This window comes from Collinsella sp. HCP28S3_E12, assembly GCF_052065595.1.
In the GTDB taxonomy this organism is placed as follows: domain Bacteria; phylum Actinomycetota; class Coriobacteriia; order Coriobacteriales; family Coriobacteriaceae; genus Collinsella.
Window position 1 is genome coordinate 122,012 of sequence record NZ_JBQHTS010000001.1, and the last position, 24,198, is coordinate 146,209.

General features: G+C 58.5%; 17 protein-coding genes and 1 tRNA gene. 6 read left to right on the forward strand and 12 right to left on the reverse strand.

The window, feature by feature from the left end:
• Positions 1-189: 189 nt before the first annotated feature.
• From ACTNBY_RS00595 to argF, 3 genes are all read left to right on the forward strand, one after another.
• A complete protein-coding gene (locus tag ACTNBY_RS00595) occupies positions 190-1,623 on the forward strand; it encodes a YfcC family protein (RefSeq protein WP_152068496.1) in 1,434 nt (477 codons plus the stop codon).
• Positions 1,624-1,651: 28 nt separating this feature from the next.
• Complete coding sequence (locus ACTNBY_RS00600; RefSeq protein ID WP_152068497.1) at positions 1,652-2,902, forward strand: arginine deiminase; 1,251 nt, start codon at positions 1,652-1,654, stop codon at positions 2,900-2,902.
• An 81-nt stretch (positions 2,903-2,983) separates the two neighbouring features.
• Positions 2,984-3,991 (forward strand): ornithine carbamoyltransferase, encoded by a 1,008-nt coding sequence (gene argF, locus ACTNBY_RS00605; protein ID WP_441062990.1) that lies wholly within the window; start codon positions 2,984-2,986, stop codon positions 3,989-3,991.
• A gap of 559 nt (positions 3,992-4,550) precedes the next feature.
• On the opposite strand, the gene ACTNBY_RS00610 is transcribed toward argF, so the two are convergent.
• The 6 genes from ACTNBY_RS00610 to ACTNBY_RS00635 form a co-directional block, all read right to left on the reverse strand.
• Positions 4,551-5,153, reverse strand: coding sequence for a hypothetical protein (locus tag ACTNBY_RS00610; protein WP_441062991.1), 603 nt, complete (start codon positions 5,151-5,153; stop codon positions 4,551-4,553).
• Positions 5,154-5,157: 4 nt separating this feature from the next.
• Positions 5,158-5,457 carry a DUF2958 domain-containing protein gene (locus ACTNBY_RS00615; RefSeq protein WP_441062992.1) on the reverse strand — a complete coding sequence of 100 codons (300 nt, stop codon included), beginning with the start codon at positions 5,455-5,457 and terminating at the stop codon, positions 5,158-5,160.
• Between the two features lie 416 nt (positions 5,458-5,873).
• Positions 5,874-6,149 carry a hypothetical protein gene (locus ACTNBY_RS00620; RefSeq protein WP_441062993.1) on the reverse strand — a complete coding sequence of 92 codons (276 nt, stop codon included), beginning with the start codon at positions 6,147-6,149 and terminating at the stop codon, positions 5,874-5,876.
• Between the two features lie 46 nt (positions 6,150-6,195).
• Positions 6,196-9,081 (reverse strand): DEAD/DEAH box helicase, encoded by a 2,886-nt coding sequence (locus ACTNBY_RS00625; RefSeq protein WP_441062994.1) that lies wholly within the window; start codon positions 9,079-9,081, stop codon positions 6,196-6,198.
• A gap of 2 nt (positions 9,082-9,083) precedes the next feature.
• Positions 9,084-11,228, reverse strand: a complete 2,145-nt coding sequence (locus ACTNBY_RS00630) for a site-specific DNA-methyltransferase (protein WP_441062995.1) — start codon at positions 11,226-11,228, stop codon at positions 9,084-9,086.
• Entirely contained in the window at positions 11,228-11,392 is a 165-nt protein-coding gene (locus ACTNBY_RS00635; protein WP_193221508.1) for a hypothetical protein, read from the reverse strand. The genes ACTNBY_RS00630 and ACTNBY_RS00635 overlap by 1 nt, the downstream gene beginning before the upstream one ends.
• A gap of 319 nt (positions 11,393-11,711) precedes the next feature.
• Between ACTNBY_RS00635 and ACTNBY_RS00640 the strand changes: the two genes are divergently transcribed.
• Positions 11,712-12,749, forward strand: coding sequence for a hypothetical protein (locus ACTNBY_RS00640; protein WP_441062996.1), 1,038 nt, complete (start codon positions 11,712-11,714; stop codon positions 12,747-12,749).
• A 192-nt stretch (positions 12,750-12,941) separates the two neighbouring features.
• Here ACTNBY_RS00640 and ACTNBY_RS00645 read toward each other — a convergent pair.
• Positions 12,942-13,017: transfer RNA gene (locus ACTNBY_RS00645), tRNA-Thr, on the reverse strand.
• Positions 13,018-13,223: 206 nt separating this feature from the next.
• On the reverse strand, positions 13,224-14,276 hold the full coding sequence (locus ACTNBY_RS00650) for an aldose epimerase family protein (RefSeq protein WP_441062997.1): 1,053 nt from the start codon (positions 14,274-14,276) through the stop codon (positions 13,224-13,226).
• A 206-nt stretch (positions 14,277-14,482) separates the two neighbouring features.
• Between ACTNBY_RS00650 and ACTNBY_RS00655 the strand changes: the two genes are divergently transcribed.
• Positions 14,483-15,247 carry a DeoR/GlpR family DNA-binding transcription regulator gene (locus ACTNBY_RS00655; RefSeq protein WP_441040854.1) on the forward strand — a complete coding sequence of 255 codons (765 nt, stop codon included), beginning with the start codon at positions 14,483-14,485 and terminating at the stop codon, positions 15,245-15,247.
• A 513-nt stretch (positions 15,248-15,760) separates the two neighbouring features.
• Here the strand turns inward: ACTNBY_RS00655 and lacG (ACTNBY_RS00660) are convergent.
• The gene (lacG, locus tag ACTNBY_RS00660) at positions 15,761-17,182 is read right to left on the reverse strand and encodes a 6-phospho-beta-galactosidase (RefSeq protein ID WP_260699522.1); all 1,422 of its coding nucleotides are present in this window, start codon (positions 17,180-17,182) and stop codon (positions 15,761-15,763) included.
• Between the two features lie 75 nt (positions 17,183-17,257).
• Positions 17,258-19,036, reverse strand: coding sequence for a PTS lactose transporter subunit IIBC (locus tag ACTNBY_RS00665; RefSeq protein WP_441062998.1), 1,779 nt, complete (start codon positions 19,034-19,036; stop codon positions 17,258-17,260).
• A 284-nt stretch (positions 19,037-19,320) separates the two neighbouring features.
• On the opposite strand from ACTNBY_RS00665, the gene ACTNBY_RS00670 reads away from it, so the two are divergent.
• Positions 19,321-20,322: a LacI family DNA-binding transcriptional regulator gene (locus tag ACTNBY_RS00670; protein WP_441062999.1), complete on the forward strand. Its 1,002-nt coding sequence runs from the start codon at positions 19,321-19,323 to the stop codon at positions 20,320-20,322.
• A 358-nt stretch (positions 20,323-20,680) separates the two neighbouring features.
• Here ACTNBY_RS00670 and lacG (ACTNBY_RS00675) read toward each other — a convergent pair whose 3' ends face one another.
• Positions 20,681-22,120: a 6-phospho-beta-galactosidase gene (lacG, locus tag ACTNBY_RS00675; protein ID WP_154514977.1), complete on the reverse strand. Its 1,440-nt coding sequence runs from the start codon at positions 22,118-22,120 to the stop codon at positions 20,681-20,683.
• Positions 22,121-22,186: 66 nt separating this feature from the next.
• Positions 22,187-23,962, reverse strand: a complete 1,776-nt coding sequence (locus ACTNBY_RS00680; protein WP_427718986.1) for a PTS lactose transporter subunit IIBC — start codon at positions 23,960-23,962, stop codon at positions 22,187-22,189.
• Positions 23,963-24,198 lie beyond the last annotated feature (236 nt).

Below are 24,198 nucleotides of genomic sequence, written 5' to 3' on the forward strand. Positions count from 1 at the left end.
TGGTTAATTGACATTATATATCAATCGTTATTTTGAGTATTGACGTTTAACATCAACCTAGCTGACGCTTGCCGCCGCAAACGGTGCCATCGGGCGCAGTGCGTGCGGCGCGTGTGACGCGATGTCCAACAATGGACTCACGTCAAACAGGCGCTGCGGCGCCGTGGATAGAAGCAATAAGGAGAAGACATGGCTGAAGAAAAGAAGAAGTTCCAAGTGCCTCATGTCTACACCATCATCTTCGCGTTGATGGTGGTGTTCGCGGCCCTCACGTGGCTCGTCCCCTCGGGCGCCTTCGAGCGAACCGAGGTCGCGGGTCGTGAGGTCACCGTGGCCGGTACCTATCAGGAGGTCGACAAGGTCTCCGTCGATGAGGACGGTGCGACCGTCGATCTTCGCCAGGGCGTCTTCGACGTTCTGCAGGCTCCCGCGGTCGGTATCCAGCAGGCCGTCGAGGTCGTCGCGTTCATCCTCATCGTCGGCGGTTCCTTCCAGGTAATCACCGCGACGGGCGCCATTACCAACGGTATGAGCCGTGTGGTCAGGCGTTTCGAGAAGCGCGACATCTTGATCATCCCCATCTGCATGGCGCTGTTCGCGCTCGGTGGCACCACTTTCGGCATGGCCGAGGAGACCCTGCCGTTCTTCGCCATCTTCCTTCCCATCATGATGTCCATGGGGTTCGACTCGATGACCGCCTTCATGGTCGTCTTCGTCGGCGCCCGTATCGGATACATCGCCTCGACCATCAACCCCTTCAGCGTCCTTATCGCCCAGGGCGTCATCGGTATCCAGGGTAACCCCCAGCTGTGGCTGCGCATGATTGCCTTTGTGGTCCTCACCATCGTGGGCATCGCCTGGGTCACTATGTACGCCCGCCACGTCAAGAAGAACCCCGAGTCCTCCATCACCTACAAGGACGACTTCGCCAAGCGCGAGGAGTTCTCCGTCAACGATAACGCGCTGGAGGTCGAGTTCACCGGTCGCCAGAAGGCCATCCTGGCTATCTTCGTCGCCGGTATGTGCGCCATTATCTGGGGTCTCGTCACCCAGGGTTGGTACATGAACGAGATTGCCGGCATCTTCCTGGCCATGGGCCTGCTCTCCGGCATCATCGGCGGCATGAACGAGGCCACCATCGCCAGTGAGTTCGTCGCCGGTATCAAGGACTTCGCGTTCTCCGCTATCGTCGTCGGCCTCGCCCGCGGCATCCTCGTCATCGCCAACGACGGCATGATCATCGACACGATTCTCAACGCCATGGCCACGGGCCTGGCAGGTATCCCTCCCGTGCTGTTCACCACCATCCTGTACGCCGTGGACAACGTGCTTGCCATCCTCGTCCCCAGCTCCTCGGGGATTGCGGCCCTCACCATGCCCATCTTCGGTCCTCTGACCGAGCTCATGGGCCTCAACCCCGAGGGTGCCGTTACCGCGCTTTCTATGGGTGGGACCACCATGTCCCTCATCTGCCCCACGAGTGCTATCCTCGTCGCCGGTCTGGGCGTCTGCAAGATCTCCCTTGGCCAGTGGTGGAAGACGGCATGGAAGTTCTTCCTCGTCGTCACTGTTATCAACCTCGTGTTCGTATCCGTTTCCAGCATGCTCCCCGTCGTGGGGTAGCGTGTAACGTTCAGAAAGGTTAGTCAACATGACAACAATCAAGGGACTTAACGTCCACAGCGAGATCGGCCAGCTCAAGCGCGTCATGGTCCACCGTCCGGGTAAGGACCTGGTTAACCTGCGCCCCGAGGACTTCGAGAAGGTCTGGATCCACGACGCTTTCGATCTCGACTGGGCTCAAAAGGAGCATGACGCCTTCACCGACCTCCTGCGCGGCGCCGGTGCCGAGGTTCTCTACATGGAGAAGATGCTTGCCGAAACCATGGACCTCGTACCCAGCGCACGCGGCGAGTTCTTCGAGAAGTTCATCTCCGAGGCGAATATCGCCAACCCCACGCTCGAGGCCGTCGTACGCGAGAAGCTCTCGTCCATCAAGGACAACTACGAGTTCGTGCTCGCCTGCATGGGCGGTCTGTACTATCGCGACCTGGACATCCCGGCTACCTCTGCCTCTCTGTCCATTCTGGACTCCGAGGACGCCAAGCCCGAGGACCTCGTGGTCTACCCGCTGCCCAGCTCCTACTTCTCCCGCGATCCTCTGGCGGTCGTAGGCCACGGCGTATGCCTCAACAAGATGTACTGGCCCCAGCGCAACCGCGAGACCATCTTCTACGGCACCATCCTCGCCAACCACCCCGACTACGCAGGTACCCCCGTATGGTACAACCACGATTCCAAGTACCACATTGAGGGCGGCGACATCCTGAACATCAACGGCAAGACGCTCGCCATCGGCATCTCGCAGCGCACCTCTCCCGAGGCCATCGACGAGCTCGCTCAGAACATGTTCTGGGGTGAGGTGCCTTCCGAGATCGAGGCAATCTATGCCATCAAGATCCCTTACGGCTACGCCTTCATGCACCTCGACACCGTCTTCACCCAGGTCGACTACGACAAGTTCACCGTCTACCCCGGTATCTTCGACTGTCTCAAGGTCTACCGCCTTACCCGCGGCGCCAAGCCCGGCGAGATCGCCATCGAGGAGATCGACGACACCCTCGAGCACATTCTCGAGGCTGCTACCGGTGTGGACAAGGTTACCTTGCTCGAGTGCGGTGGCGGCGATCCTATCGAGGCCTCCCGCGAGCAGTGGAACGATGGTTCCAACACCCTGGCTGTGGCGCCCGGCAAGGTTCTCGTCTACGAACGCAACAAGGTCACCAACGACCTGCTTTACAAGGCCGGTGTCGAGTTGCTCGTCGCCCCCTCCGAGGAGCTCTCTCGTGGCCGTGGCGGTCCCCGCTGCATGACCATGCCCTTCGAGCGCGCCGATATCTAGTTCTCAATTTCCCCTCCGCACGCCAGGCAACCAATCCACCCGGCGTGCGGGCTCCTCAAACCATTACCGAAAGGAACCATCATGGGTGTAAGCCTCTCCGGTCGCCACTTCCTCAAGCTCCTCGATTACACCACCGAGGAGATTGAGTACCTGCTCGCTCTCGCAGCCGACTTCAAGAACGCCAAGCGTATGGGTATGCCCCACAAGTACCTCGAGGGCAAGAACATCGTCCTGCTGTTCGAGAAGACCTCCACGCGCACCCGCTGCGCCTTCGAGGTCGGCGCCATGGACCTCGGCATGGGCGTCACCTACCTCGAGCCCGGCTCCTCCCAGATGGGCAAGAAGGAGTCCATCGAGGATACCGCCCGCGTCCTCGGCCGCATGTACGACGGCATCGAGTACCGCGGCTTCGAGCAGGAGAAGGTCGAGTGCCTCGCCGAGAACGCCGGCGTGCCCGTGTGGAACGGCCTGACCACCGAGTTCCACCCCACCCAGGCGCTGGCCGACATCCTCACCATGCGCGAGGAATTCGGTGACACCAAGGGCCTCAAGCTCACGTTCTTCGGCAAGCACGCCGGCAACGTGGCCGACTCCCTCATGATCATCTGCGCCAAGCTCGGCATCAACTACTGCTCTTGCGGCCCCATCGCCACCGGCGAGGGCGCAACCTCCTACGATCCCGAGTTCCTGGCCGAGTGCGAGCGCATCGCCGCCGAGAACGGCTGCACCGTCACCGTCACCGATGATGTCGAGGAGGGTGCCCGCGACGCCGACGTCATCTACACCGACGTCTGGGTCGGCATGGGCCAGCCCGCAGAGCTTTGGAAGAGCCGCATCGCCCTCATGAGCCCCTATCGAGTGACCTCCGAGGTCATGGCCATGGCCAAGCCCACAGCCATCTTCATGCACTGCCTGCCCTCGTTCCACGACACTAACACCACGGTCGGCAAGGAGATTGCCGAGCAGTTCGGCGTCACCGAGATGGAAGTCTCCGACGAGGTCTTCGAGTCCAAGCAGTCCCGCGTCTTCCAGGAGGCCGAGAACCGCATGCACACCATCAAGGCCGTCATGTACGCGACCCTAAAGTAGGTTGGGCATCAAGGCACCGTAAGAAAGAACTGTAAATATTGCTGCGCTGAGCGATGTTTCGAGACGCGTCGACCCCGATGGCCGGCGCGTCTTTTTGCGCTTGGGTGATCATGCGAGCTTTCATATCTGGGGTCCGTGCAACAGCCGGCAAGGCTGTTGCACGGCTCTGCGGGAGCGACTTCGGAGCGGTCCGCACATCCCGGCTTCGGTCGGGCAAGGTATTCCGTTGCACGGAATACATATCTTGCATGGCCCGTGTAACGGAAGCCCATGCGGGCGGAGTGCAACGGGGCAGGTGAGCGGAGGCGCAGTGATGGCGACCCATGGGAGCCATCGAACGGAGCCGGAGCGAGAGCCGGCGGGGCGTGACACGGCGGGGCGATTGTGAGTTGAAGCCGAGTGATTGGCCCGCCGTTCACGGCTCGCCGGCGGCAGCCCGGGGTTCCAAGGGGATTCATCCCTTTGGCGCGCAGGGGTCCGGGGATGGCGCGAGACATCCCCGTGAAACGCCGCACGGGCGCGCCGTCGCCGGCATGCCCGTGTGGGTGGCGGCCCGGTGCTATTCCATCCCGGCCATATAGACCGTCCGGCCCGTCTCGCAGTCGATGGTCTCGGCATCCCCGAAACCGATTCGGACGGCAGCCCATCCGCCGGCGTTTGCCAGCGCGTCGGCCTCGGACCTCGCGGCGGCGATGAGGCGCTCGAGCTCGACCGAGTCCGCCGGCGCGGTCCCCACCTCGAACGCCCCGCCGTCGCCTCCCGACTCGTACTCGACGACGACCGTCGAGCCGAGGGCCTCCTCCAAGGTCTCGGTTAGGCCGCCCATGCCGTCGAGGGCGTGCCCGGCGACCGTGGCAAGCGGGTAGCGGGCCATCCCGGACGCCGCCGAGCGGGCGGCCATGCGGAGCAAGCCGGCGGCCTCGAGCGCCTCGAGGAGCGCCGCGGGGACCGCGGCGTCGACAGCGATATTGCTGCGCCCGCGGCACCACTCTGCCGCCGCCGGCACGCTCGCCGTGAGCACGCCCCACTCGGCCATGTAGCCCTCGGAGCGCGGGTCCGTGGCGTCGAGGAGGAGGACGGCCAGGCCGCCGCCCGCGTACTCCCCGGCCACGAGGGCGAGGCGGACCGCCTCGCCCATGGAGTCGAACTCGACCGTGACCATGCGGCTACCTCCTCCTGACGGCGCTGAGCGGCTTCGGGGAGAAGTGCTCGTCGCGCTCGACGGCGGCGAACCCCATCTGGCGGTTCAGCTCGGCCATCTCCTTGATGCTGAAGTAGCCGAGCTCGTCGTCGTAGCCCTCGACGAGGCCGAACGCCTCGTCCGTGCCGTCGAACTCGAGCAGCCACCAGTCCCATCCGCTCACGCACGAGAAGTAGTGGGCGTAGACCGTGGGGTCCTCCGCCCCGTCCTGCTCGTAGAGCCTCGGTACCGCCTTGGCGATTTCCTCGGTCATAAGCTGCTGCATGTCTTCCTCCGTTCCGGGCACGTGGCCCCTAGACTCTCGCCCCTGCGCGCAGAAGCGAAGCGCTGCGTCGGCGGCGCTTGCTTCTGCTCCTGCAGAAGCCGCACCGGAGCGGAGCGGGGTCAAGGGAGGTCCACGGCAATCCCCGCCATTCGTATCGAAGAGGAGAATTGTGGGCGATTCCGTGGGCCCCCTTGATGCCGTGCAGCGGAGGTGCCACTGGGTCGCGGAACTGTGGCCATAACCCGGCGGATGCCGAACTGTAGCTGTTTCTACGTTTTATTTCCTGCTATCGAGTTAATACGCTCTAGACATGCCGCTATGTGGCATTTATCTATGTTCGTGAATCTAGTGAAAGGGAAACGGCGCCCTTATCCAGGAGTGCCGTTGATGTCCATGGGCTATTCAGGTTAGCTGAGCTATCGGTTCGTAAAGGTGGCGGTCTCGCCGATCAATAGTTCGACGGGAATGTCGAGGCTGCCCGTATCGATTACGACGGCGAGTCGGGCTGAGTCTTCAGGATTGGACCATTTGACAAATATTGGACGCCAGGCGAATCGGTAGCCGGCGATGGATGGGTACTTTCCATCGCCGGCGGGCGCCGAATCGAGCGTTAACCATGCTTGCTGGCCGCCGATTTTGTCAATTAAATCTGGCAAGCAGGGGATTGGTTCTGCGTCGATTACGGTTGCCATTGGCTGCTCCGATTCTGTCCTACACAAAAGATCAGGTTATCGGCATCTAGTGATAGTTGTTTGCAAAGGGGCCATAGAACAAGGCTTTGCAGTCGACTTTATTGTAGTTCTCTATGGCATTCTGGACGTCTTCGCGCAACAGGTTGAGAACACGATACTCGCCGTTGCCCATATCGCCCACAAATTGAACCCGCTTGAACACGTCGGGATATTCGCGCAGGTAGGCAACGTAACCTCTGAGCTTGGCAAGCGTATCACCGAGGAAATCGCCGTGCGGGTCGATAATCGACGGCCTGATCGTTCCGTCACTGTCCTTCACGAAAAAGAGGAAGTCTGGGTGCAGGGCCATGCGCCCCACCGATGACGAGTACGGAATCGAAAACGCCTTAGCCGACATGCTACCCGACGGGTTGCGATAAAAGGCGACAGTACGGCTCTTCGCCAACTCATTCTTAACGATAAAGTCTTCGACCGGATTCAGGTCGAGTGGGCAGAGACCGTCCTCCTTCTGCATGATATGGTGCGGATACTTGGCGAAGTTATCCGACGTGCTGGTAGATGTGGGCCACTCTATCTTTGTGAGGCGCTTGCCTTCGGTTTCACGAGCCAGTTCGTCATAACGCAGCTTTGCGGCGTCGTTGAGGTAGTCATAATCACCGGATCCGTCGACCTTGTCAAAGTAGGCCTTTCGGCAGTTTGCCGCCCAGTCCTCGAGCGCATTAACGATGGGCTGCGTGCGCACCGCAGCGGCAAGCCTCAGGTCGCACTCAGGGCGTCCAAGCTCCTTGAAGTTGGCGCGGCGATATGCCTGCGTGAACTCCTTCGTGAAGCGTATGTCGGCGTCGCGAGCGGCCTTCCTGAGGCCTTCTGCGTCCGTACGAGCCTCCTCCTGCTCCTGGTCCTCGGTCTCATTGAGCTTATCGAGCGTAATCTTGACGGTCTCAGCAACCTCGACTTCATGGCGTGCCTCGCGGTATTCGTCTTCGTTGGCAACGATATAGCCCTTGAGCTTCTGGGTGAACTGCCTATTCACGTCCGCTGCAGCGTTGACATCGAGACCGGTCTCGACGAGCAGGGTTGCCGTCTTAACCAAGCTCTGGAATTCGTTTCTGGCCTTCTTCGGAATTCGCTGCACGGGAATGGAGTCGAAGGCGGTGCGAATTCCCTCCCATTCGTCATGCGTGAAGGATTGCTCTCGCTTGTTTGGCGGCTCAGGCTTTGACATCGGGATAGGCTTCGCGACAGGCGCTGGCTGGACCGAATTGAAGTGCGCAATCTCTGACTCGGCGGGGCTATCGCCGCCAGCCGTGTCAGCTTGGGAAACTGGCTTCTCATTAAGGGGCAGATTGCCACAGCCTTGAACGGCGGAAACGAGCGATGGCTGGGCGCCCTGCATGTCCAGGGGCTCTTGGGTCGCAAAGCCCTCCAGCGATGACTGGTAGCCGGGTTGCGCTTGACGAGCAGCCTCGACAGCCTTCCGGTTCTCCTCGTATGCCCTCAGCTCCTGCTGATACTCCTCATTGGTTTTTGGTTCGGCAGCAGTAATGGTCACGGGGTTGAGAACGATGTTCTGTTTGCCGATGGAGCTCTCGCCCATGTCGTCCTTGCGGCCCATGAGGTAGTCAACCACGTCCTGAGTGCTCTCGGGATTGAACTGGGGCAGGTAGCAGGCGACGGAGTTCAAAAGGTCATCGGATTCGATGCGCCGCGCAAGTGGGGTGCGTACCATACGCCCCACGAGCTGTGCGATATAGGTCGAGTCCGAACGCCTGCGCTGCGAGAAGATGACCTCCGCTCGCGGACAGTCCCATCCGTTGGAGACGGCCTCCTTGGCGAAAAGCACGCGGATGCTCGAGGTGTCCTGAACGAACTCGGGCTCTACATAGCGGATAAGGTATTTTCCCGCCGCGATGTCCTTGTGCTCGCCGAAGACATTGGCAAACGACATCGCCTCAGAAAGGCCGGGGACTAAGCCCATGATCTGGTCGCACATCTCGACCAAGGCCGAGCCACTCACATTGTCAGCGGCCTGGATGAGCAGCAGGGGGTTGATGTAGCTCTCGCCCTCGCGGGCGCAGTACTCACCCCACTCGTTGCAAGCCAGGGCATAGCGCTCGCACGCCATAGTAAGGTATTGGTGCTCGACTGGATCGTCCTTCTCGGGCACGCGCAGCTCGATAATATCTTTAAGCAGGCCCGATTCCTGGACCTCGCGAGGGGTCACAGCGACCTTTGGCATGCGTACGCGATCGGCGCGCTGGTCCATAGCAGCTTCGAACCTCTGCGGCGTGGCAGAGACCCCGACGACGATGGGCATTGCCGCACGGCCGTCTAGACCATCAATGAGGTTGGCGTAGATCGTCGCCGTGCCGCGCTCGCTCGAGACATTGGCCCCCAGGCCGCGGTGGGCCTCGTCTATGAACAGATAGAGGTTACGCTCCGGGTCCCTGATAGTGCGGTCAAGGATGTCCCAGAACACGCGGCCGGAGTTGGCCTCACCACCTTTGGTGAGCAGGCCGTTCTTACTGAGTAGGTCCTTGCTGAGGAAATAGACGTGGCGCGGCTCGAGAATGTCGTGCGCGGCTCCGAAGTCGTTGGTAATTGTGACCAGGTGGCGCCTGTCAAGGATGCTGTCTGCCAGCTTGTCCGCCACGTTTGAGAAACGCACGCTTGTCTGCTCGTTCAGGCTCGGGGAATCCGAGAGCCAAAGAACGACGGCATTCTCGTCGGGCATGAGGCTCAGATCGTCGTCTCCGAAGAAGAGCGCTTCGATCGTCGCTGCGCACATGACCGTTTTGCCCGACCCCGTGGGAGATGCGAGGCATATCGAGGACAGCTCGCCGTCCTGCTCGTAGCGTCGGCGCATCGACTGCAACTTGTTCGCCAGGGTCGCGACCGCACCGGCTTGGAAATCCTTAAGTTCGACTCTCATGTTTACCTCACCGCATCCTCGGCGGCAATCTTGAACGATTGCAGGTAGTTCTCGTACAGGCGGACGACGTCGAGCCCAGGCAGTTGTGCCTTGACGGAGGCGTATCGAGCCGTGTCGTCCGTGATCACATAGGCGCACCCTATGCTGGCATTCTGCTTGACGGCGTCTATGAAAGCGCCGACCGAAGCAAAGTCGAAGAGGACGGCGTAGGCGTCGGCCATGGCAAAGCCCGGCTGCTCGTGCTTGATGATGCTGCCACGCGAACCAGCGCGCAGCCAGAGCAGGGGCGCGATCTCCTCGAAGGCCACGCCCAGCTCGACGGCGTCCGGGTCTTCGTAGGTGAGATCGAAGAAAACTGCGTTTTCTTCGAAACCGTCGGCCATGGGAAACTCGTCGGTGAACTTGTAGTCGCCCTTGATGGGGTCACCCTCGGGCGTCTTTCCCGTGATGGCCGCCGTGACGCGTGGCTTGGTAATGTACTGGCAGATGCCCAGGGCCTCCCAATCGGGATCGCCTTGACGCGAACCATGTTTGATGAGCTTTTTTGCCTCGTCCTCGGAGACCTCGTTGTTCGTGATGCTGATGGAGCGCCTGCACCCGCCGTCTTGGTGGTTCAGGCGCATGACGGCATGTGCCGTGGTACCCGACCCAGAAAAGAAGTCGACCACGAGCGCATTGGGCTTGCTGGCGATAAAGAAACGAATAGCGTCCTCGACGGCATAGAGGGACTTTGGGAAAGGGAAGCTGCGGTTTGGAATCATTTTTCTCAGCATACCGGAGCCATTTCTGGATGCATCGTGCGATGCGATGCGCCACTGCGTACTGGGAATGTAATTCGCTTCATAGTTGCTGTCGTCAACAATAACCGAACCGTCAGCACGGCGGCCAATTATTGGAAATAGCCCGCTTTCTACCTTTTTCTGTTCTCCGCTCTTCAGGTATGAAATCGCCATACCCCGTTCGGTAAATCGACCCAACTTAACAAAACCCTTTTCTAAGGCAACTCGAAGAGCTGCCTGGGAAATTTGCCAGTTTCCTTCAGCCCCGTTCGTCCTTATTGGCCATACTGTCTTACATCCTGGGCAAGATGGAACATCCTCCCTCGATTCGTCACGAGAAAGTGATGCCCCTATATGGTCGATTTTGCCCCCATCTTCTTTTACATATATGGGATAGAACAGATTGGGCCTATCGGACCTTAGACTATTGGTTCCTGTCCTCATCAAAGAGTTCCAGTGCAATTTACCTTTGCAAGAATTATTGACCCCACCTAACCAGTCGTCGCCGAGGGGGACCTTCTTGGGACCGGCCTCTCCGAAATAGACGAAATAGATATACTCATCTGATCTCGCAAATTCCCCCTGGCGAGCAACGCCAGCGGGGTTAATTACCGAAGAGACCATTTGTATGCGGCTGCCTGGATATATCCTCTCAAGCAACAGCCCCAAACGCGCATACTCTTTCTCGTCAATTGTCACGATGAGCACCGAATCATTGGGGTTGAGCAGCTGTTTGGCGAGCTTGAGGCGGCGTTCCATGAAGGCAAGCCACTTGGAGTGGCGATAGGCGTCGGAGCCGTCGACGTAATCGTTGTTGTATTTCCAATCGCGGGCGCCAGTGTTATAGGGCGGGTCAATATATATGCAGTCCACTTTGCCTGCATAGGCAAAGGCCAAGGTTTCAAGAGCGTGGTAGTTCTCGCCATTGATAACTACTTGATAAGGTCTGTCGCCGCCGCGCTCGATACGCCCGGTCTCCTTGAGGCCAGTATAGATGGGCTGATCGTATTCCGCTACCGCAACGATGTCCTCAACAGCTACGGAGCAATCCTCGTTGTTGTTTTCGTCATAGGAAACAGATTTATATGGCGTTAGCTGAGCCGTTTGACCGTCGAGCGAAGTGACGCGCCATAGTAGCTGTGAATCGGCATTCTCCTTTTCACCGCGCGCGGGTAACATCTGTACGGTGTCACCGCGCATAACGGGCTTACCGTAGAGGCGTAGACGTTCGGGGCGATTGTGCTCAAAGACCAGACCGAACTGGCGCTGGGCTGCAAAGGCACGGATGTCCGCAGCGAGCTGGCGGTCGCCTAATTTGACCGCCCGTTCAACGAGGCTCTGAACGACGGCTTGTGTGGTTTGGGACATTATTTATCCCCCTTGCACTTCTCGTCAATCCATTCGCGCACGACTTTTGCAACGGTTTTTTCCTGCTGGGCTGCGTATTGCTTAAGGGCCTTTTTGTCTTCACGGGTAATGGAGAGCGTGAACTTATCAAGTCTCTCCGGATTATTTTCTTGAGCTTCAGCCATATCAACCTCCAACATAAATTGATTTAATTATACGTAATTAAGTAATTACGTAATTACGTAATTACGTATGAATAGGCGTCGAAGAATCGGCAAATGGATTTTCTCGGTGTTGACGATCTGCCAACTCGAGCAGGTCAGGTTGCTTCACGATTTACCACCCGAAATTGAGATGACCTGGCATATGGGTTATTGATTTCGAGAAGAGTGACAATTGAGGCGGGAGCGCGTTCGGTTTTAGTCGCTGGCTTAACATGTTGCGAGTGCGGTATCGGTGGGCAGTGCATTTGGTTGCCGATGAACGATTCGATTGGAAGGCTGTATGGACGTCAAGCTGCTTGGAAAGAAAAACGAGGGAGAGGGTCTCGAGGTCGTCGTTCCCGTTGATTCGGCTTTTGCAGAGCTAAAAGACAAGAGCGATGAGCAGTTGGCAGAGGCCCAGAGATTTTTGATTGACTTTATGAAAAAAGTTGCTCGGTTAAAGGGAGTGAGAATTGATCGGCCTCATTTCCTCCGCTCGGAGTTGAGGAGGAAGGGTGTCCATAAAGATGTCGTCGAGTTTGCCGTGGAAACGACTCCCGTCACTGCCGGAATCGATGTGGGCCTGATCGATAGAATTGCTAGAGAAGTAATTGATTTTGAGACAAAGAAGTCAACTGCCCTTTCCTTTGCAGCAGGTCTTCCCGGAGGTGTTGCGATGGCGGGCACCATTCCTGCTGATATTACGCAATACTACGTGCACGCATTCAGGATTATGCAGAAGCTGGCATACCTGTATGGCTGGCAGACCTTTTTTGAAGAATGTGACGACGTTGATGACGAGACTCTCTACGAAATGGCAGTGTTGCTCGGTGTGATGATGGGTGTAGGCAGCGCGAATTCGATGCTAACCGTAATCGCCAAAAACGCCCAAGAGGCGGTCGCGAAAAAGGTCGCTCGCCAGTCTCTAACCAAGACCAGTTGGTATCCGATCCTCAAGAAGCTCTTGAGCTTCATGGGTATCAAGATAACAAAGCAGACGGTGGGGGATGCCGCTGGCAAGGTTGTTGTGGGTGTCGGTGGCGTAATCTCTGGTGTTATCACCTATACGGGTCTTTCAAAGGGATCGGCACGCTTGCGTAGGCAGCTTAAGTGCTTGCCGCAGGCAAGCGAGCGGATTCCTGGCACTGGGTACTATGAAAAAGATGAGACCGCGGTTGCCAAGAGGAGGGTTGGCGTAGCGGAACCCCTCTTTATCGAAAAGTTCGGATTTACTCCCATGTTCTACGGCTCTATTGTTGAATATGCTGACCGGCTGGAGGAGTCACTGGCGACTGGAGAAGCGAAGCTGGATGCGTATAATCCGGACGTTCTTCTCTGATACTCAGCGGAATTTGGCTATGTGCAACAGGATTGTTGTTCGATCTAATGTGAACGTTGGATGATGCTAGCTATTTATGGAAAACGGTTAAAAAAGATTTTCACCCCTTTTTCACTCCTCGGAGAAGGAGGAAAGAGACGCGAAAACAAAAAAGCTCAGAAGCAACTATGCTTCTGAGCTGCACTAATGCAATGGAGCCAGCGACCGGGCTCGAACCGGTGACCCCCGCTTTACGAGAGCGGTGCTCTACCAACTGAGCTACGCTGGCGGCCATGTGGTGACGCAGCTGAGGCGTCAACGGCTGTCTATGATACGGGACATCGCAAATCCGCGCAAGTGTTCTGACAGCTTTTCTCACGTTAAATGCACTAATCATTCAAGCCGGGATGTGCCTGGTTGCCTACAACTAGGTAGAAAAACGCCCGTCGGCGGTGTGCCGGCGGGCGCTGCTGTGCGATATGTTGCGTTATGAGCTTAGTGCCTCATAAAGTGGTATTCGATCACATTGCTGTAGGGATGACCCGGGCCCACGATGCCCTGGGGGAACAGCGGGCGGTGCGGCGTGTCGGGGTACATCTCGGCCTCGAGGGCAAAGCCGGCGCCCCAGCCGTAGTTGGCATCGTCCTTGGCGTGCTCATCGCCTAGCCAGTTGCCGGTATAGAGCTGCACGCCCGGGGCGGTGGTGTAGTAGTCCAGCTCACGGCCGGTCCACATCTCCTCGACGTGCAGGGCACGGCGCAAATTGCGGCCGTACTGATAGCCGCCAATGCACAGGCAGTGATCGTAGCCGCGTGCCTGCTTAATCTGCGGATGGTCGGCCTCCATGCCAGGCGCGACGGGGCGTAACTCGCGAAAATCAAACGGTGTTCCCTCGACCGGAGCAATCTCGCCAGTAGGAATGTTCTGGTCGTCAATGGGCAGGTAGTGTGCGGCGTTGGCAACAAAGAAGTGCTCGCAGTCCATACCGGCGTTATGGCCGGCAAGGTTAAAGTACGTGTGGTTGGTCATGGACACGTACGTGGCGCGGTCGCTCTCGCAGCCATATTCGATACGGAAGCGGCCGGTGTGCGTCACGGTAAACACGGCCGTAAAGGTGCGGTTGCCGGGCAGGCCCAACTCGCCATCCTCAAGTGAGGTGGTCATGCGCACGGCGTTGTGGGCCTCGTCGAGCTCAACATCCCACACGCGCTTGTGCAGGCCGTGTTCAAGATCGCTGTGCAGGTTGTTGGCGCCCTCGTTGGCGGGCATATGCCAGTCCGTACCGTCGATGGTGATCGTTGCGCCCGCAGTGCGGTTTGCCACGGGGCCGATGGTCGCGCCAAAGCAGGCGGGGTTGTCAAAGTAATCCTCGAGCTTATCGAAGCCCAGCACCACATCGCGCACGTTGCCGGGAATGTCGGGCACATCGATACCCAGCACGGTGGCGCCATAGTCCATAATGCGAACGCAGGTCTCGGGCCCGTTGAGGGTGTAACGATGAACGGGGGTACCGCACGGCGCGGTGCCGAAAAGCTCAGAAGTGATCATTTGGTTCCTAACATCGAGGTATTTCCGACAAACTGTAGCGCGAACAGGTGAGATTATCACTACATCCCACTAAAGCAGGGGGTATTTTTCTCAAAAAAGTGATGATTGGAGCCGTGCGGGCGTTCATTTTTGACGCGCGCGAGTCTGATACAATTTGTTCGTTACTGTTTGAATGATATGCGCACAAAGAACGGCGAGGATTCATCGTGATTAAAGCGGAGCGACAGGATAAGGTTCGTCAGCTGCTCGAGGAGCAGGGCACGGTCTCGGTCAAGGAGATTTCGGATGCACTGGGCGTCTCGGATATGACGATCCGCCGTGATCTTGAGGAGCTTGCGAGCCTGGGCGAGATCGAGCGCGTGCACGGCGGCGCCCGCAGTGCGCAGGGTCGTCCCCACGCTATGTTGCGCCACGAGTACTCGCACAGCGAAAAGCGCACCAAGCATGCCGAGGAAAAGCTGCAGATTGCGCGCCGCGCCGTGGAGCTTATCGAGGAAGGTTCGACCATCTTTTTGGGTACGGGCACCACGGTTGAGCAGATGGCATCGATGCTGCCGGCGTGCCGCCTGCGCATTGTGACCAACTCGCTTTCGGTGTTTAACCTGCTCGAGGCGCGCGAAGACTGCGACCTGTGCCTCGTGGGCGGCATGTATCGTCGCCGCACCGCCGCTTTTGTGGGACCAACGGCCGAGGATACCTTGCGCGCACTGGGGATCGATGCAGCCTTTATCGGCGCAAACGGCATTTTGGACGGCGACGTGTCTACGTCTAACATGGAAGAGGGCCGCATCCAGCAGCTCGCCTTTAGCAAGGCAGACTCGCGCTATCTGATCGCCGACTCCAGCAAGATCGGCAAGCGCGACTTCTACACCTTCTGCCGTCTGGACAGCCTGGATGCCGTGGTGTGCGAGCCGGGTATCTCGGTCGAGGATCGCGCCGCCATCGAGGAGCATACGCAGGTCATTTGCTAGCTAGCGCTGCAGGATTGCTAGCAAGCACTGTGTGAGGACTTTTGCCCCCCTGTCATTGTGGGGAATCGGCGCGTCAGCGCTACGCGATATGACGCGCAAATGGGGACTTCGCCATCAAATTGTCTCAACCTGTAACAGGTAGGGGTGAAGTCACCAACCAGATGTTACAGATTGAGATTTTTGGCCCGGCCTATCCCGTTTGTCTCAATCTGTAACAGCTAGGACCTAAAAACTCGACTAGGTGTTACAGATCGAGATTTTGTCTATCCAGCCATCACCTTTGTCTTGATCTGTAACAGTTAGACGGTTAAAAGCGAGTTAGATGTTACAGATTGAGATATTTCTGCTCGGGCGTTCTGTTTGTCTTGATCTGTAACAGCTAGGGCCGAAATATTCGGCTAGATGTTACAAATCGAGATAAACGACCTGCTCGGGCCGAGCCAAAACAAAAGAGGCCGCATACGAACCCGTGGAGGGATTCGTATGCGGCCGACAGGGGGTATGCGGCAAAAGTTAGGCCATGAGCAGGCCGGTCTCCGCGACGTTCTTGTACCAGTACGCGCTCGCCTTGGGATAGCGCTTCTGGGTCTCAAAGTCGATGTAGAACAGGCCGTAGCGCTTGTTGTAGCCGTTGGTCCAGGAGAACTGGTCCTGCAGCGACCACACAAAGTAGCCGTCGACGTTCACGCCGCCGTCGATCGCCTTGAGGATCCACGCGAGATGCTGGCGCATGTAGTCGATACGAGGGGCGTCGTCGATAAAGCCATCCTCGAAGTCGTCCTTATAGCCCATGCCGTTCTCGGTGATGTAGATCTTCTTGTAGTTGGGGTAATCGTTCTTAATGCGCAGCAGCAGGTCGTACAGGCCCTCGGGATAGATAATCCAGTCCCAATCGGTGGTGGGTACGCCTTCGCGCACGCACGACTCGCCCACGCCCTTGAGGAACCAGCGCGAGGAGCCCTTGTCGCCGGTGCCATTGTGGTTGATGTCGTTTTCGCCCTCGGCAGCACGCAGGAACTGGCACTTGTAGGTGTTGACGCCCAGGCAATCGTTGTAGGGGAGCGCGGCGGTCAGCGCGGCGATGTCCTCGTCGCGGACGTCGAGCTCGCCGCCGGCGATATGGGCCAGCTTGGTTGCGGCTTCCATGGTGTCGGCTGCATAGTGGCCGCGGAAGGTGGCGTCGAGTACCCAGCGGTTGTTGATGACGTCGGCCATGCGAGCTGCCTCGCAGTCGGCGGCGTTGTTGGGGTCGAGGGGATACTTGGGCTCTAGGTTCTGGACAATGCCGATCTCGCCCTCAAAGCCGCCCTCATGGAAGGCGACGACAGCCTTGGCGTGGGCCACCATCATGTTGTGCATAAGCTGGAAGGCCTTGTCTAGGCGATACTTCTCGCCGTGCGGCCAGTTGCCGACGATAAAGCTGCCCTCGGCGGTCGCGGGAATCTCGTTAAAGGTAAACCAGTGCTTGACCTCGGTGAACTCGGCAAAGCAGAACTTGGCGTACTCGACAAAGGCGTCGATCGTCGTGCGCGTCAGGAAGCCTTCGCCGCCGTTCTGGTAAAAGGCCTCGGGCGTATCAAAGTGATCGAGCGTGACATAGGGGATAACGCCGGCTTTATTGCAGGTGGCAAAGAGCTCGTGGTAGAAGGCGACACCCTCGGGGTTGATCTCGCCAGTGCCGTTGGGGAAGATGCGGCTCCAAGCGATGGAGACGCGGATACCGTTGATGCCGAAGCGCTGGCACAGGTCGATATCGACCGGATATTTGTTGTAGAAGTCGCTTGCAGGATCGGGGGAGAAGCGACCCTGGGCAGCTAGGAAATCGTCCCAGGGCACTTTGCCCTTGCCGTGCGTGCGGGTCTCGCCCTCAACCTGGTAAGCGGCGGTGGCGCCGCCAAACACAAAGCCGTCGGGGAACTGCATGGGGTTGGTCATGAGGCATCCTTTCTGCGGGATACGAATAGGGAGAGGTGCCCGAACTGGGGATCCGGGCACCAACAGAGGGAGGAACTAGTCGAGGTTCTCGCGGAGCCACTTGATGGCGCCAGCGGGGTCGCGAGTAAGGTCGATATATTCCTTACCGCGCGGGGCGAGAAGCTTAATGCCCAGGCGATCGGTGTCGGCCTTCATGTCGTTGTAGTAGCTACGAACCTGCGGGGCAAGCACGATAACGTCGTACTGATCCATGATGGCAGTGTGCTGACCATAGGCGCCCGCGGAGGAAGCGATGTTCTCTCCGGTCTGCGCGGCACCTTCCTTGATGGCGTTGGCAAGCATGGCAGAGGTGCCAGCGCCGGCGCACAGGACGAGGACCTTCAGGCCATCGACATCCTTCTTAGCGGATGCGTCGGAGGCGGGCTCGGGCTGATCGGCGACAGGCTTGCTGTCGGCGGCAGCGGCGGTCGGCTCGACGGAAGCGGTGGTCTGCTCGACAGCGGGCGCAGAGGTGCTGGCGGCGATGGTGGCAGCGCCATCGGACTCGAGACCCAGCTCGGCGGCGCGTTCGGCCTCCTGGTCGCAGAGCAGCTTATCGTATGCCTTCAAGAACGGCAGGTAGATGATGGCGTCCAGCAAGATGATGATCGCGACAAATACCAGGGCGATAAGCTGGAAGTTCGTGGTGATGAAGATGCCGATGGGGGCGGGGGTAGCCCAAGGCACCACGAAGGAGAAGCCGTTCATGCCCACGTTATCGATAAAGAACTTGGCAACACTCACGTTGACGCAGCCGGCGGCAACAAAGGGGATGAGCATGTAGGGGTTAAGGATCATCGGCGCGCCAAAGAGCAGCGGTTCGTTGACGGCGAAGGCAACAGGAACAATCGAAGCCTTACCGACGGCTTTGAGCTGCTTGGACTTCATGAAGAGAATCAGCAGAAGCGGCACGATGAACGTGGCGCCGGTGCCGCCGAACTCACCCACGAGCGACATGTTGAAGGTGAGGGAATGGGCGGGGTGACCACCGGCCAGCAGAACCTGCAGGTTCTCGGCCTGGTTGGCAAGACGGATGGGGTCGATGCCCGGCTGGACAATCGAAGGACCATGGACACCGATGAACCAGAAGAACGCGGTGGCTGCCTGGATAAGGATAAGGCCAGGATAGGTTTCTGCAGCGGTAAAGAGCGGGGAGAGCAGTTTGATAAGCAGCTCGGAGAACGGAACGCCCATGAGGTTGCGCACGACGACATCGATGATGCCGCAGATGATGACGGCGCCGCCAAAGGGGATGATGTCGCGGAAGTTCTGAGCGATGGCGCCCGGGACTTCCTTGGGCAGCTTAATGGTCAAATCGCGCGAGACGCAGAATTTATAGACCCACACGGTAATGAACGCGGCGATATAGGCCGAGAACAGACCGCGCGTGCCCATGCTGGTGCAATCGAAGACCGAAAGCTCGGAGCCGTCGAGCTTGGTGGTGAACTGCGTAACGGCGAGCAAAAGCATGCTGCACTGGGCGGCAACCATGGTGGAACCGTCGTTGAGCACCTTGCCGGCGGGCATGCGACGGTTCATGGAAGCCGTAAAGTTCTTGGCGGTGGTGCCGGCGACCATGATGCCCATGACGCCCATGGTGAAGTTGTACAGCTTATTGCACCAGTCGATGAGCGGCTGGGGCAGCGTGATGCCAACTACGCCGGGAAGGGTGGCAATCAACAGGAAGATCGAAGAGGTGAGGACAATGGGCATGCACCCAAGGAATCCGTCCTTGATGGCCTGGAGGTAGATGTTTCTCGAGATCTTCTCAAAGAACGGCTGATGCTTTTCGAGCATCTTTACGATGGCGTCCATAAAGCTCCTTTGTTACTTGATGCGCGATGCATGTGGATGGAACTGGTCGTCGATGGATGGTCAGGACTGCCCGGAAACCTTCCTGCTTAAGGAAGGCATTGTGAAATGACAACGTTGTCATTTCGTTAATGACAACGTAAGACATTTTTGGAAGAGCAACAAGGATTTACGGGTGAACGGTCGATATTGTCCGATAAACGGCTGATTTATCAGTCAGGCAGGTAGTGTATGCTAGAACGCAAAAAACAAGCGATAGAGAACCGAGTGGAGAAGCAGTGGCAACGATGGACAAGAAAAACGTCTCGATGAACGATGTGGCGATTGCCGCGGGTGTTTCTCTCAAGACGGTGTCGCGCGTGATCAACGATCCCGATAGCGTGCGCGAGTCGACGCGCGATAGGGTCCATGCTGCCATGGAGGCGCTTGGGTTCCGGGCGAACTTTGCCGCGCGTTCACTCAAGTTGGGCCGTTACGGGTGCATCGGCGTCGTGCTGTTCCACTTGTCGGGCGGCGCCGTGGACATGATTGACGGTATCGCCGATGCCGCCGAAGAGCGAGGCTTTGCTCTCACGATGATCAAAAAGCGGGCGGGGGAGAAGATGACCCTTGCCGAAGCGGCGCGTAGGATGTCGCAGCTTCCCGTCGACGGCATGATCTTCAACCTGCGTCAAATGGTCGATGACTTTGATACCTTTGAGGCGCCGAAAGACCTCAAGACGGTGATTATCACGCCGATGGAACATCCTACCTGCTCTACCGTTAGTGACGATCAAGAGGGTGGTGCGCGCATGGCGTGCGAATACTTCTTGAATCACGGGCATAAAAACGTGTACTTCGTCTCTGGTAAGAAAGAGTCGCTGTCGAGCCAGTGCCGTATGAAAGGTTGGCGTGCGGCACTCGAGGCGCGTGGCATTGAGCCGCCCGAGCCTCTGCAAGGCGATTGGAATGCGGATAGTGGCTATGCCGCGGGCCTTGTGCTTGCCGATAAGCCCGATTGCACGGCGGTCCTCGCTGCTAACGACTGCATGGCAAACGGCGTGATGATGGCCCTGCGTGACAAAGGGCTCAGTGTGCCCGACGACGTGTCCGTGATCGGCTTCGACGATGAGCTCTACAAGACGATCCCCAACTCGATTCTGACGTCGGTGAAGTTTCGCCACCGCGAGCTGGGCATCCGTGCGCTTAACGAGGTCGTCGCAGGTCTGGAAGCCCCGAGCTCCAGAAGCCGTACGCTCGTCTCGGGCGTGTTGGTCGAGCGTTCCAGCGTGAAGGACCTGCGGGCGTAGACGTGCTTGGCTCGTTCATCTCAATCTGTAACAGTTAGGACCGAAATACTTGGCTAGATGTTACAGATCGAGATTGAGAGGATTGTCCTGTGCGTTTATCTCAATCTGTAACAACCAGACGTCCAAAACCGGTTTTAGTGTTACAGATTTAGACAATTCGGCCCCGTCTTCCCGGTTTGTCTTGATTTGTAACAGCTAGGGACCAAAAACTCGGCTAGATGTTACAGATCGAGACAAACGGCCCCCCCAGCCGAACAAAAACAAAAGGCCGGGGGCGGCGCGCCGTGTGACGTGCCACCCCCGGCTGAGAAATGGGGACAGGTTATGTGAGCGGGGCAATTCCGCTGGTCGCCAGCTGCTAGTCCAGACGACGGGTCTGCGCCACGTGCTTGTACCAGTAGGCGCTTGCCTTGGGCGTGCGCTTCTGGGTTTCAAAGTCAACGTAGAAGAAGCCATAGCGCTTGTTGTAACCATTGGTCCAGGAGAACTGATCCTGCAGACTCCACAGGAAGTAGCCGCCCACGTTGACGCCCACCTCCATGGCCTTGAGCAGCCAGCGCAAGTGCTGCTCGATGTAGTCGATGCGCGGCTGGTCGTCCACAAAACCGTCCTTGTAGGGGTCCTTGTAGCCCATGCCGTTTTCTGTAATGAAGATCTGCTTGTAGTTGGGGTAGCGCTGCTTAATGTAGACGAGCAGATCGAACAGGCCCTCGGGATAGATGATCCAGTCCCAGTCGGTGGTGGGGATGCCAGGCTTGTTCACGTGCTCGCCAATACCCTTAACGCGCCAGCGGCCGGTGCCCTTCTCGCCCGTACCGTTGTGGTGCAGGTCGTTCTCGCCGTCGTAAGCCTTCAAGAAGCGGCACTGGTAGTTGTTGACGCCCAGGTAGTCGTTGTAGAGCGCGGCCTCGCGCATAATCTCGAGGTCCTCGTCCAGGATCTCGATGGTGCCGCCCGAGACGGCAGCCAGACGGTTGGCGCACTCGAGGGTGTCGGGCGCGTAGTCGCCGCGGAAGGTGGCGTCGAGCAAGAACTGGTTCTGCAACACGTGCTCGTTGTTGGCGGCTTTGATGTCGGCGGGGTCGTTCTCGTTGAGCGGATACTTAAACTCCAACGACTGAATGACGCCGATTTTGCCCTTAAAACCGCCGTTGTGGAAGGCCAGTACGGCCTTGGCGTGGGCGAGCATCATGTTGTGCTCGCACTGGAAAGCCTCGGCCAGATGCGCCTTGACGCCGCCGGGGAAGGTGCCCTCGATGTAGGTGTTGGAGGCATCGGCCCAGATCTCGTTAAAGGTGAACCAGTAGGTCACCTGGTCGGCGTACTCCTTAAAGCAGAAGGTGGCAAAGTCCACAAAGGCATCGATGGTCTCGCGGTTGAGGAAGTCGCCCTTCTCAAAGAGGGCAAGCGGCGTGTCGAAGTGATGCAGCGTGACAAACGGCTCAACGTGGTGCTTGTGGCACTCGGCGAAGAGATCGTGGTAGAACTGCACGCCCTCGGGGTTGATCTCGCCGGTGCCGTTGGGGAAGATGCGGCTCCAGGCAATGGAGAGGCGAATGCCGTTGATGCCGAACTCCTCGCACAGCTCCAGATCGACGGGGTACTGGTTGTAGAAGTCCGAAGCGGGATCGGGGGAAAAGCGCCCCTGGGCCTCCAGGAAGTCGTCCCAGGCAACCTTGCCTTTACCGTGGGTGCGGGTCTCGCCCTCTACCTGGTAGGCAGCAGTGGCGCCGCCAAAGACAAAGTCCTCGGGAAACTGCGCAGGCGGGTTGGTGACGCTAGCAGGGTTAACGGACATGATGATCCAATCGTCTAAATCGAAGGGCCAGCCGGTCTTGGATGGTCGGCTGGCCCTGTGCGTTACTTACTTCGAGAGTTGCTCGCTTACGAAGGCGAGAGACTTATCGCCGTTCTGGGAAAGCTCAATGTACTGCTTACCGCGGCAGGCGACGCACTTGTTGCCCACGCGCTCGCAGTCCTTCTGCAGGTCGGCCAGGTAGCTTGCGGCTTGCGGGGCCAGGACGACCAGATCGAAGTCGGGGAGCATGTCCACGTGGTTGCCATAGGCCTCGGCAGCGGTTTCAAGATTGATGCCGCGCTCCTTGGCGGCCTTGGCCAGCGCGTTGGCGAGCAGGCCCGAGGTACCGCCACCCTGGCAGAGCACGAGCACGCGTTTGCCGTTGAGGTCGCTGGTGGCCGTTGCCTCGGCAGCGGGTGCTGCGGAAGCGGCGGGAGCGCCGGCTTCCACGGCCTCGGCAGCAGCGCCGGCGGCAACGCTCTTGGCATCGGCCTTGCCCTGGAAGGCATCGTTGAGCTTGGCGGCCTTCTCGGCGTTCTTGGCGGCGAGCTCCTCCTGGGAAATCTCGGCCTCCTCGGCGCACTTCTGGGCGTCATAGGCACGGAAGAACGGATAGTACAGAACGAAGTCGACGACCAGGATAAGGGCGAGCATCACAAAGGCGAGCGGCTGGAAGCCCAGGCCCATGATGGTGCCGATGGGGCCGGGGACGGTCCAAGGCAGGGTGTACATAAAGCCGTTCATGCCCAAGAAGTCGATAAAGATCTTGAGGATCCAGATGTTGGCGATCGGGGCAAAGACAAACGGGACAAAGAAGACGGGGTTGAGCACGATAGGCGCGGCGAACAGCAGCGGCTCGTTGACGGCAAAGCACACGGGGACGATGGCGGCCTTACCGACAGCGCGCATCTCCTGGGACTTGGCCAGGAAGCAGAACATAAAGACCAGGACGAGCGTGGCGCCGGTGCCGCCCATGCAGACGACGAAGTACTGGGCACCCTGGGTCAGGACAGCGGAAGCGTGCTGGCCGGCCTGGAACGCAGCCAGGTTGTCGGTCATGTTGGAAACGAGGGCGGCGGCGATGGCGGGCTCGACGATCGAGGGGCCGTGGACGCCCACGAACCAGAACAGGCTCATGGCGCCGTAAATCACAGCAAGGCCGATGTAGCCGTCGGCAGCGGTGAACAGGGGCTGGAACACCTGGATGACGCCCTGGGCAAAGCAGAAGCCAAAGGCAGCGCGGAAGACGATGTCAAAGACCCAAAAGACGGTGATGCAGACGGAGAAGGGGATGATGTCCTTAAAGGTCTGCGAGATGTTGGGCGGAACCTGCTCGGGCATCTTGACGGTGATGTTGCGCTTGATAAAGAACTTGTAAATGATGCCGGTCACAAACGCAGCGATGAAGGCGGTCAGTAGGCCCTTGGAACCAAGGTAGGTGGTGTTGAAGCCACTGGCGGCATCCGTGGCGATGGTGTCGCTCGAAAGGAGCAAGAAGCCGATGATGGCCGCGCACATGCACGAGATAAAGTTGATCTGGTTATTCTTGGGCAGATCGCGGTTCTGGGCGTCGGCGAAATGCTTGGCCGTGGTAGCGGCGCAGGCGATGGCCAGGATGCCCATGGAGTAGTTGTAGCACTTCCACAGGGCGTTGTTGATGTCATCGGGCCAGTAGAAACCCCAGATGTTGGGGACCGAGGCTACCAGGCAGAAGATGGACGAGAAGATGATGATGGGGATGACGGAGATAAAACCGTCGCGGATCGCCTTGAGGTACTTGTTGCGGGCGATCGCGTTGAAAAAGGGCTGGCCCTTTTCGATGGTGGCGATGAGTTGCTCCATGCAAAGCTCCTAAGAGTCGGTGGGTTAGCAACGATGGTAGCTTTTGACGTTTGGTTGCCAAAATGCTGACGTTGCCATTTTGTGACACAAAATAAGATGCGAACCGATGGCCCCTGTGCCTGCGGACCGTCGATTTCTTGCGCGTAAACGTTTGAGCCGCCCGGTGGCTCTGTGTTTGCACAATGGCAACGTTAACATTTGGGCGATAAAAGCCGTTCGGGGAAGCAAAAATGTCG

Coding starts and splice junctions, on each gene's coding strand:
- ACTNBY_RS00595 (WP_152068496.1), top strand. CDS start 190: ATGGCTGAAGAAAAGAAGAAGTTCCAAGTGCCTCATGTCTACACCATC.
- ACTNBY_RS00600 (WP_152068497.1), top strand. CDS start 1,652: ATGACAACAATCAAGGGACTTAACGTCCACAGCGAGATCGGCCAGCTC.
- argF (WP_441062990.1), top strand. CDS start 2,984: ATGGGTGTAAGCCTCTCCGGTCGCCACTTCCTCAAGCTCCTCGATTAC.
- ACTNBY_RS00610 (WP_441062991.1), bottom strand. CDS start 5,153: ATGGTCACGGTCGAGTTCGACTCCATGGGCGAGGCGGTCCGCCTCGCC.
- ACTNBY_RS00615 (WP_441062992.1), bottom strand. CDS start 5,457: ATGCAGCAGCTTATGACCGAGGAAATCGCCAAGGCGGTACCGAGGCTC.
- ACTNBY_RS00620 (WP_441062993.1), bottom strand. CDS start 6,149: ATGGCAACCGTAATCGACGCAGAACCAATCCCCTGCTTGCCAGATTTA.
- ACTNBY_RS00625 (WP_441062994.1), bottom strand. CDS start 9,081: ATGAGAGTCGAACTTAAGGATTTCCAAGCCGGTGCGGTCGCGACCCTG.
- ACTNBY_RS00630 (WP_441062995.1), bottom strand. CDS start 11,228: ATGTCCCAAACCACACAAGCCGTCGTTCAGAGCCTCGTTGAACGGGCG.
- ACTNBY_RS00635 (WP_193221508.1), bottom strand. CDS start 11,392: ATGGCTGAAGCTCAAGAAAATAATCCGGAGAGACTTGATAAGTTCACG.
- ACTNBY_RS00640 (WP_441062996.1), top strand. CDS start 11,712: ATGGACGTCAAGCTGCTTGGAAAGAAAAACGAGGGAGAGGGTCTCGAG.
- ACTNBY_RS00650 (WP_441062997.1), bottom strand. CDS start 14,276: ATGATCACTTCTGAGCTTTTCGGCACCGCGCCGTGCGGTACCCCCGTT.
- lacG (WP_260699522.1), bottom strand. CDS start 17,182: ATGACCAACCCCATGCAGTTCCCCGACGGCTTTGTGTTTGGCGGCGCC.
- ACTNBY_RS00665 (WP_441062998.1), bottom strand. CDS start 19,036: ATGGACGCCATCGTAAAGATGCTCGAAAAGCATCAGCCGTTCTTTGAG.
- ACTNBY_RS00670 (WP_441062999.1), top strand. CDS start 19,321: ATGGACAAGAAAAACGTCTCGATGAACGATGTGGCGATTGCCGCGGGT.
- lacG (WP_154514977.1), bottom strand. CDS start 22,120: ATGTCCGTTAACCCTGCTAGCGTCACCAACCCGCCTGCGCAGTTTCCC.
- ACTNBY_RS00680 (WP_427718986.1), bottom strand. CDS start 23,962: ATGGAGCAACTCATCGCCACCATCGAAAAGGGCCAGCCCTTTTTCAAC.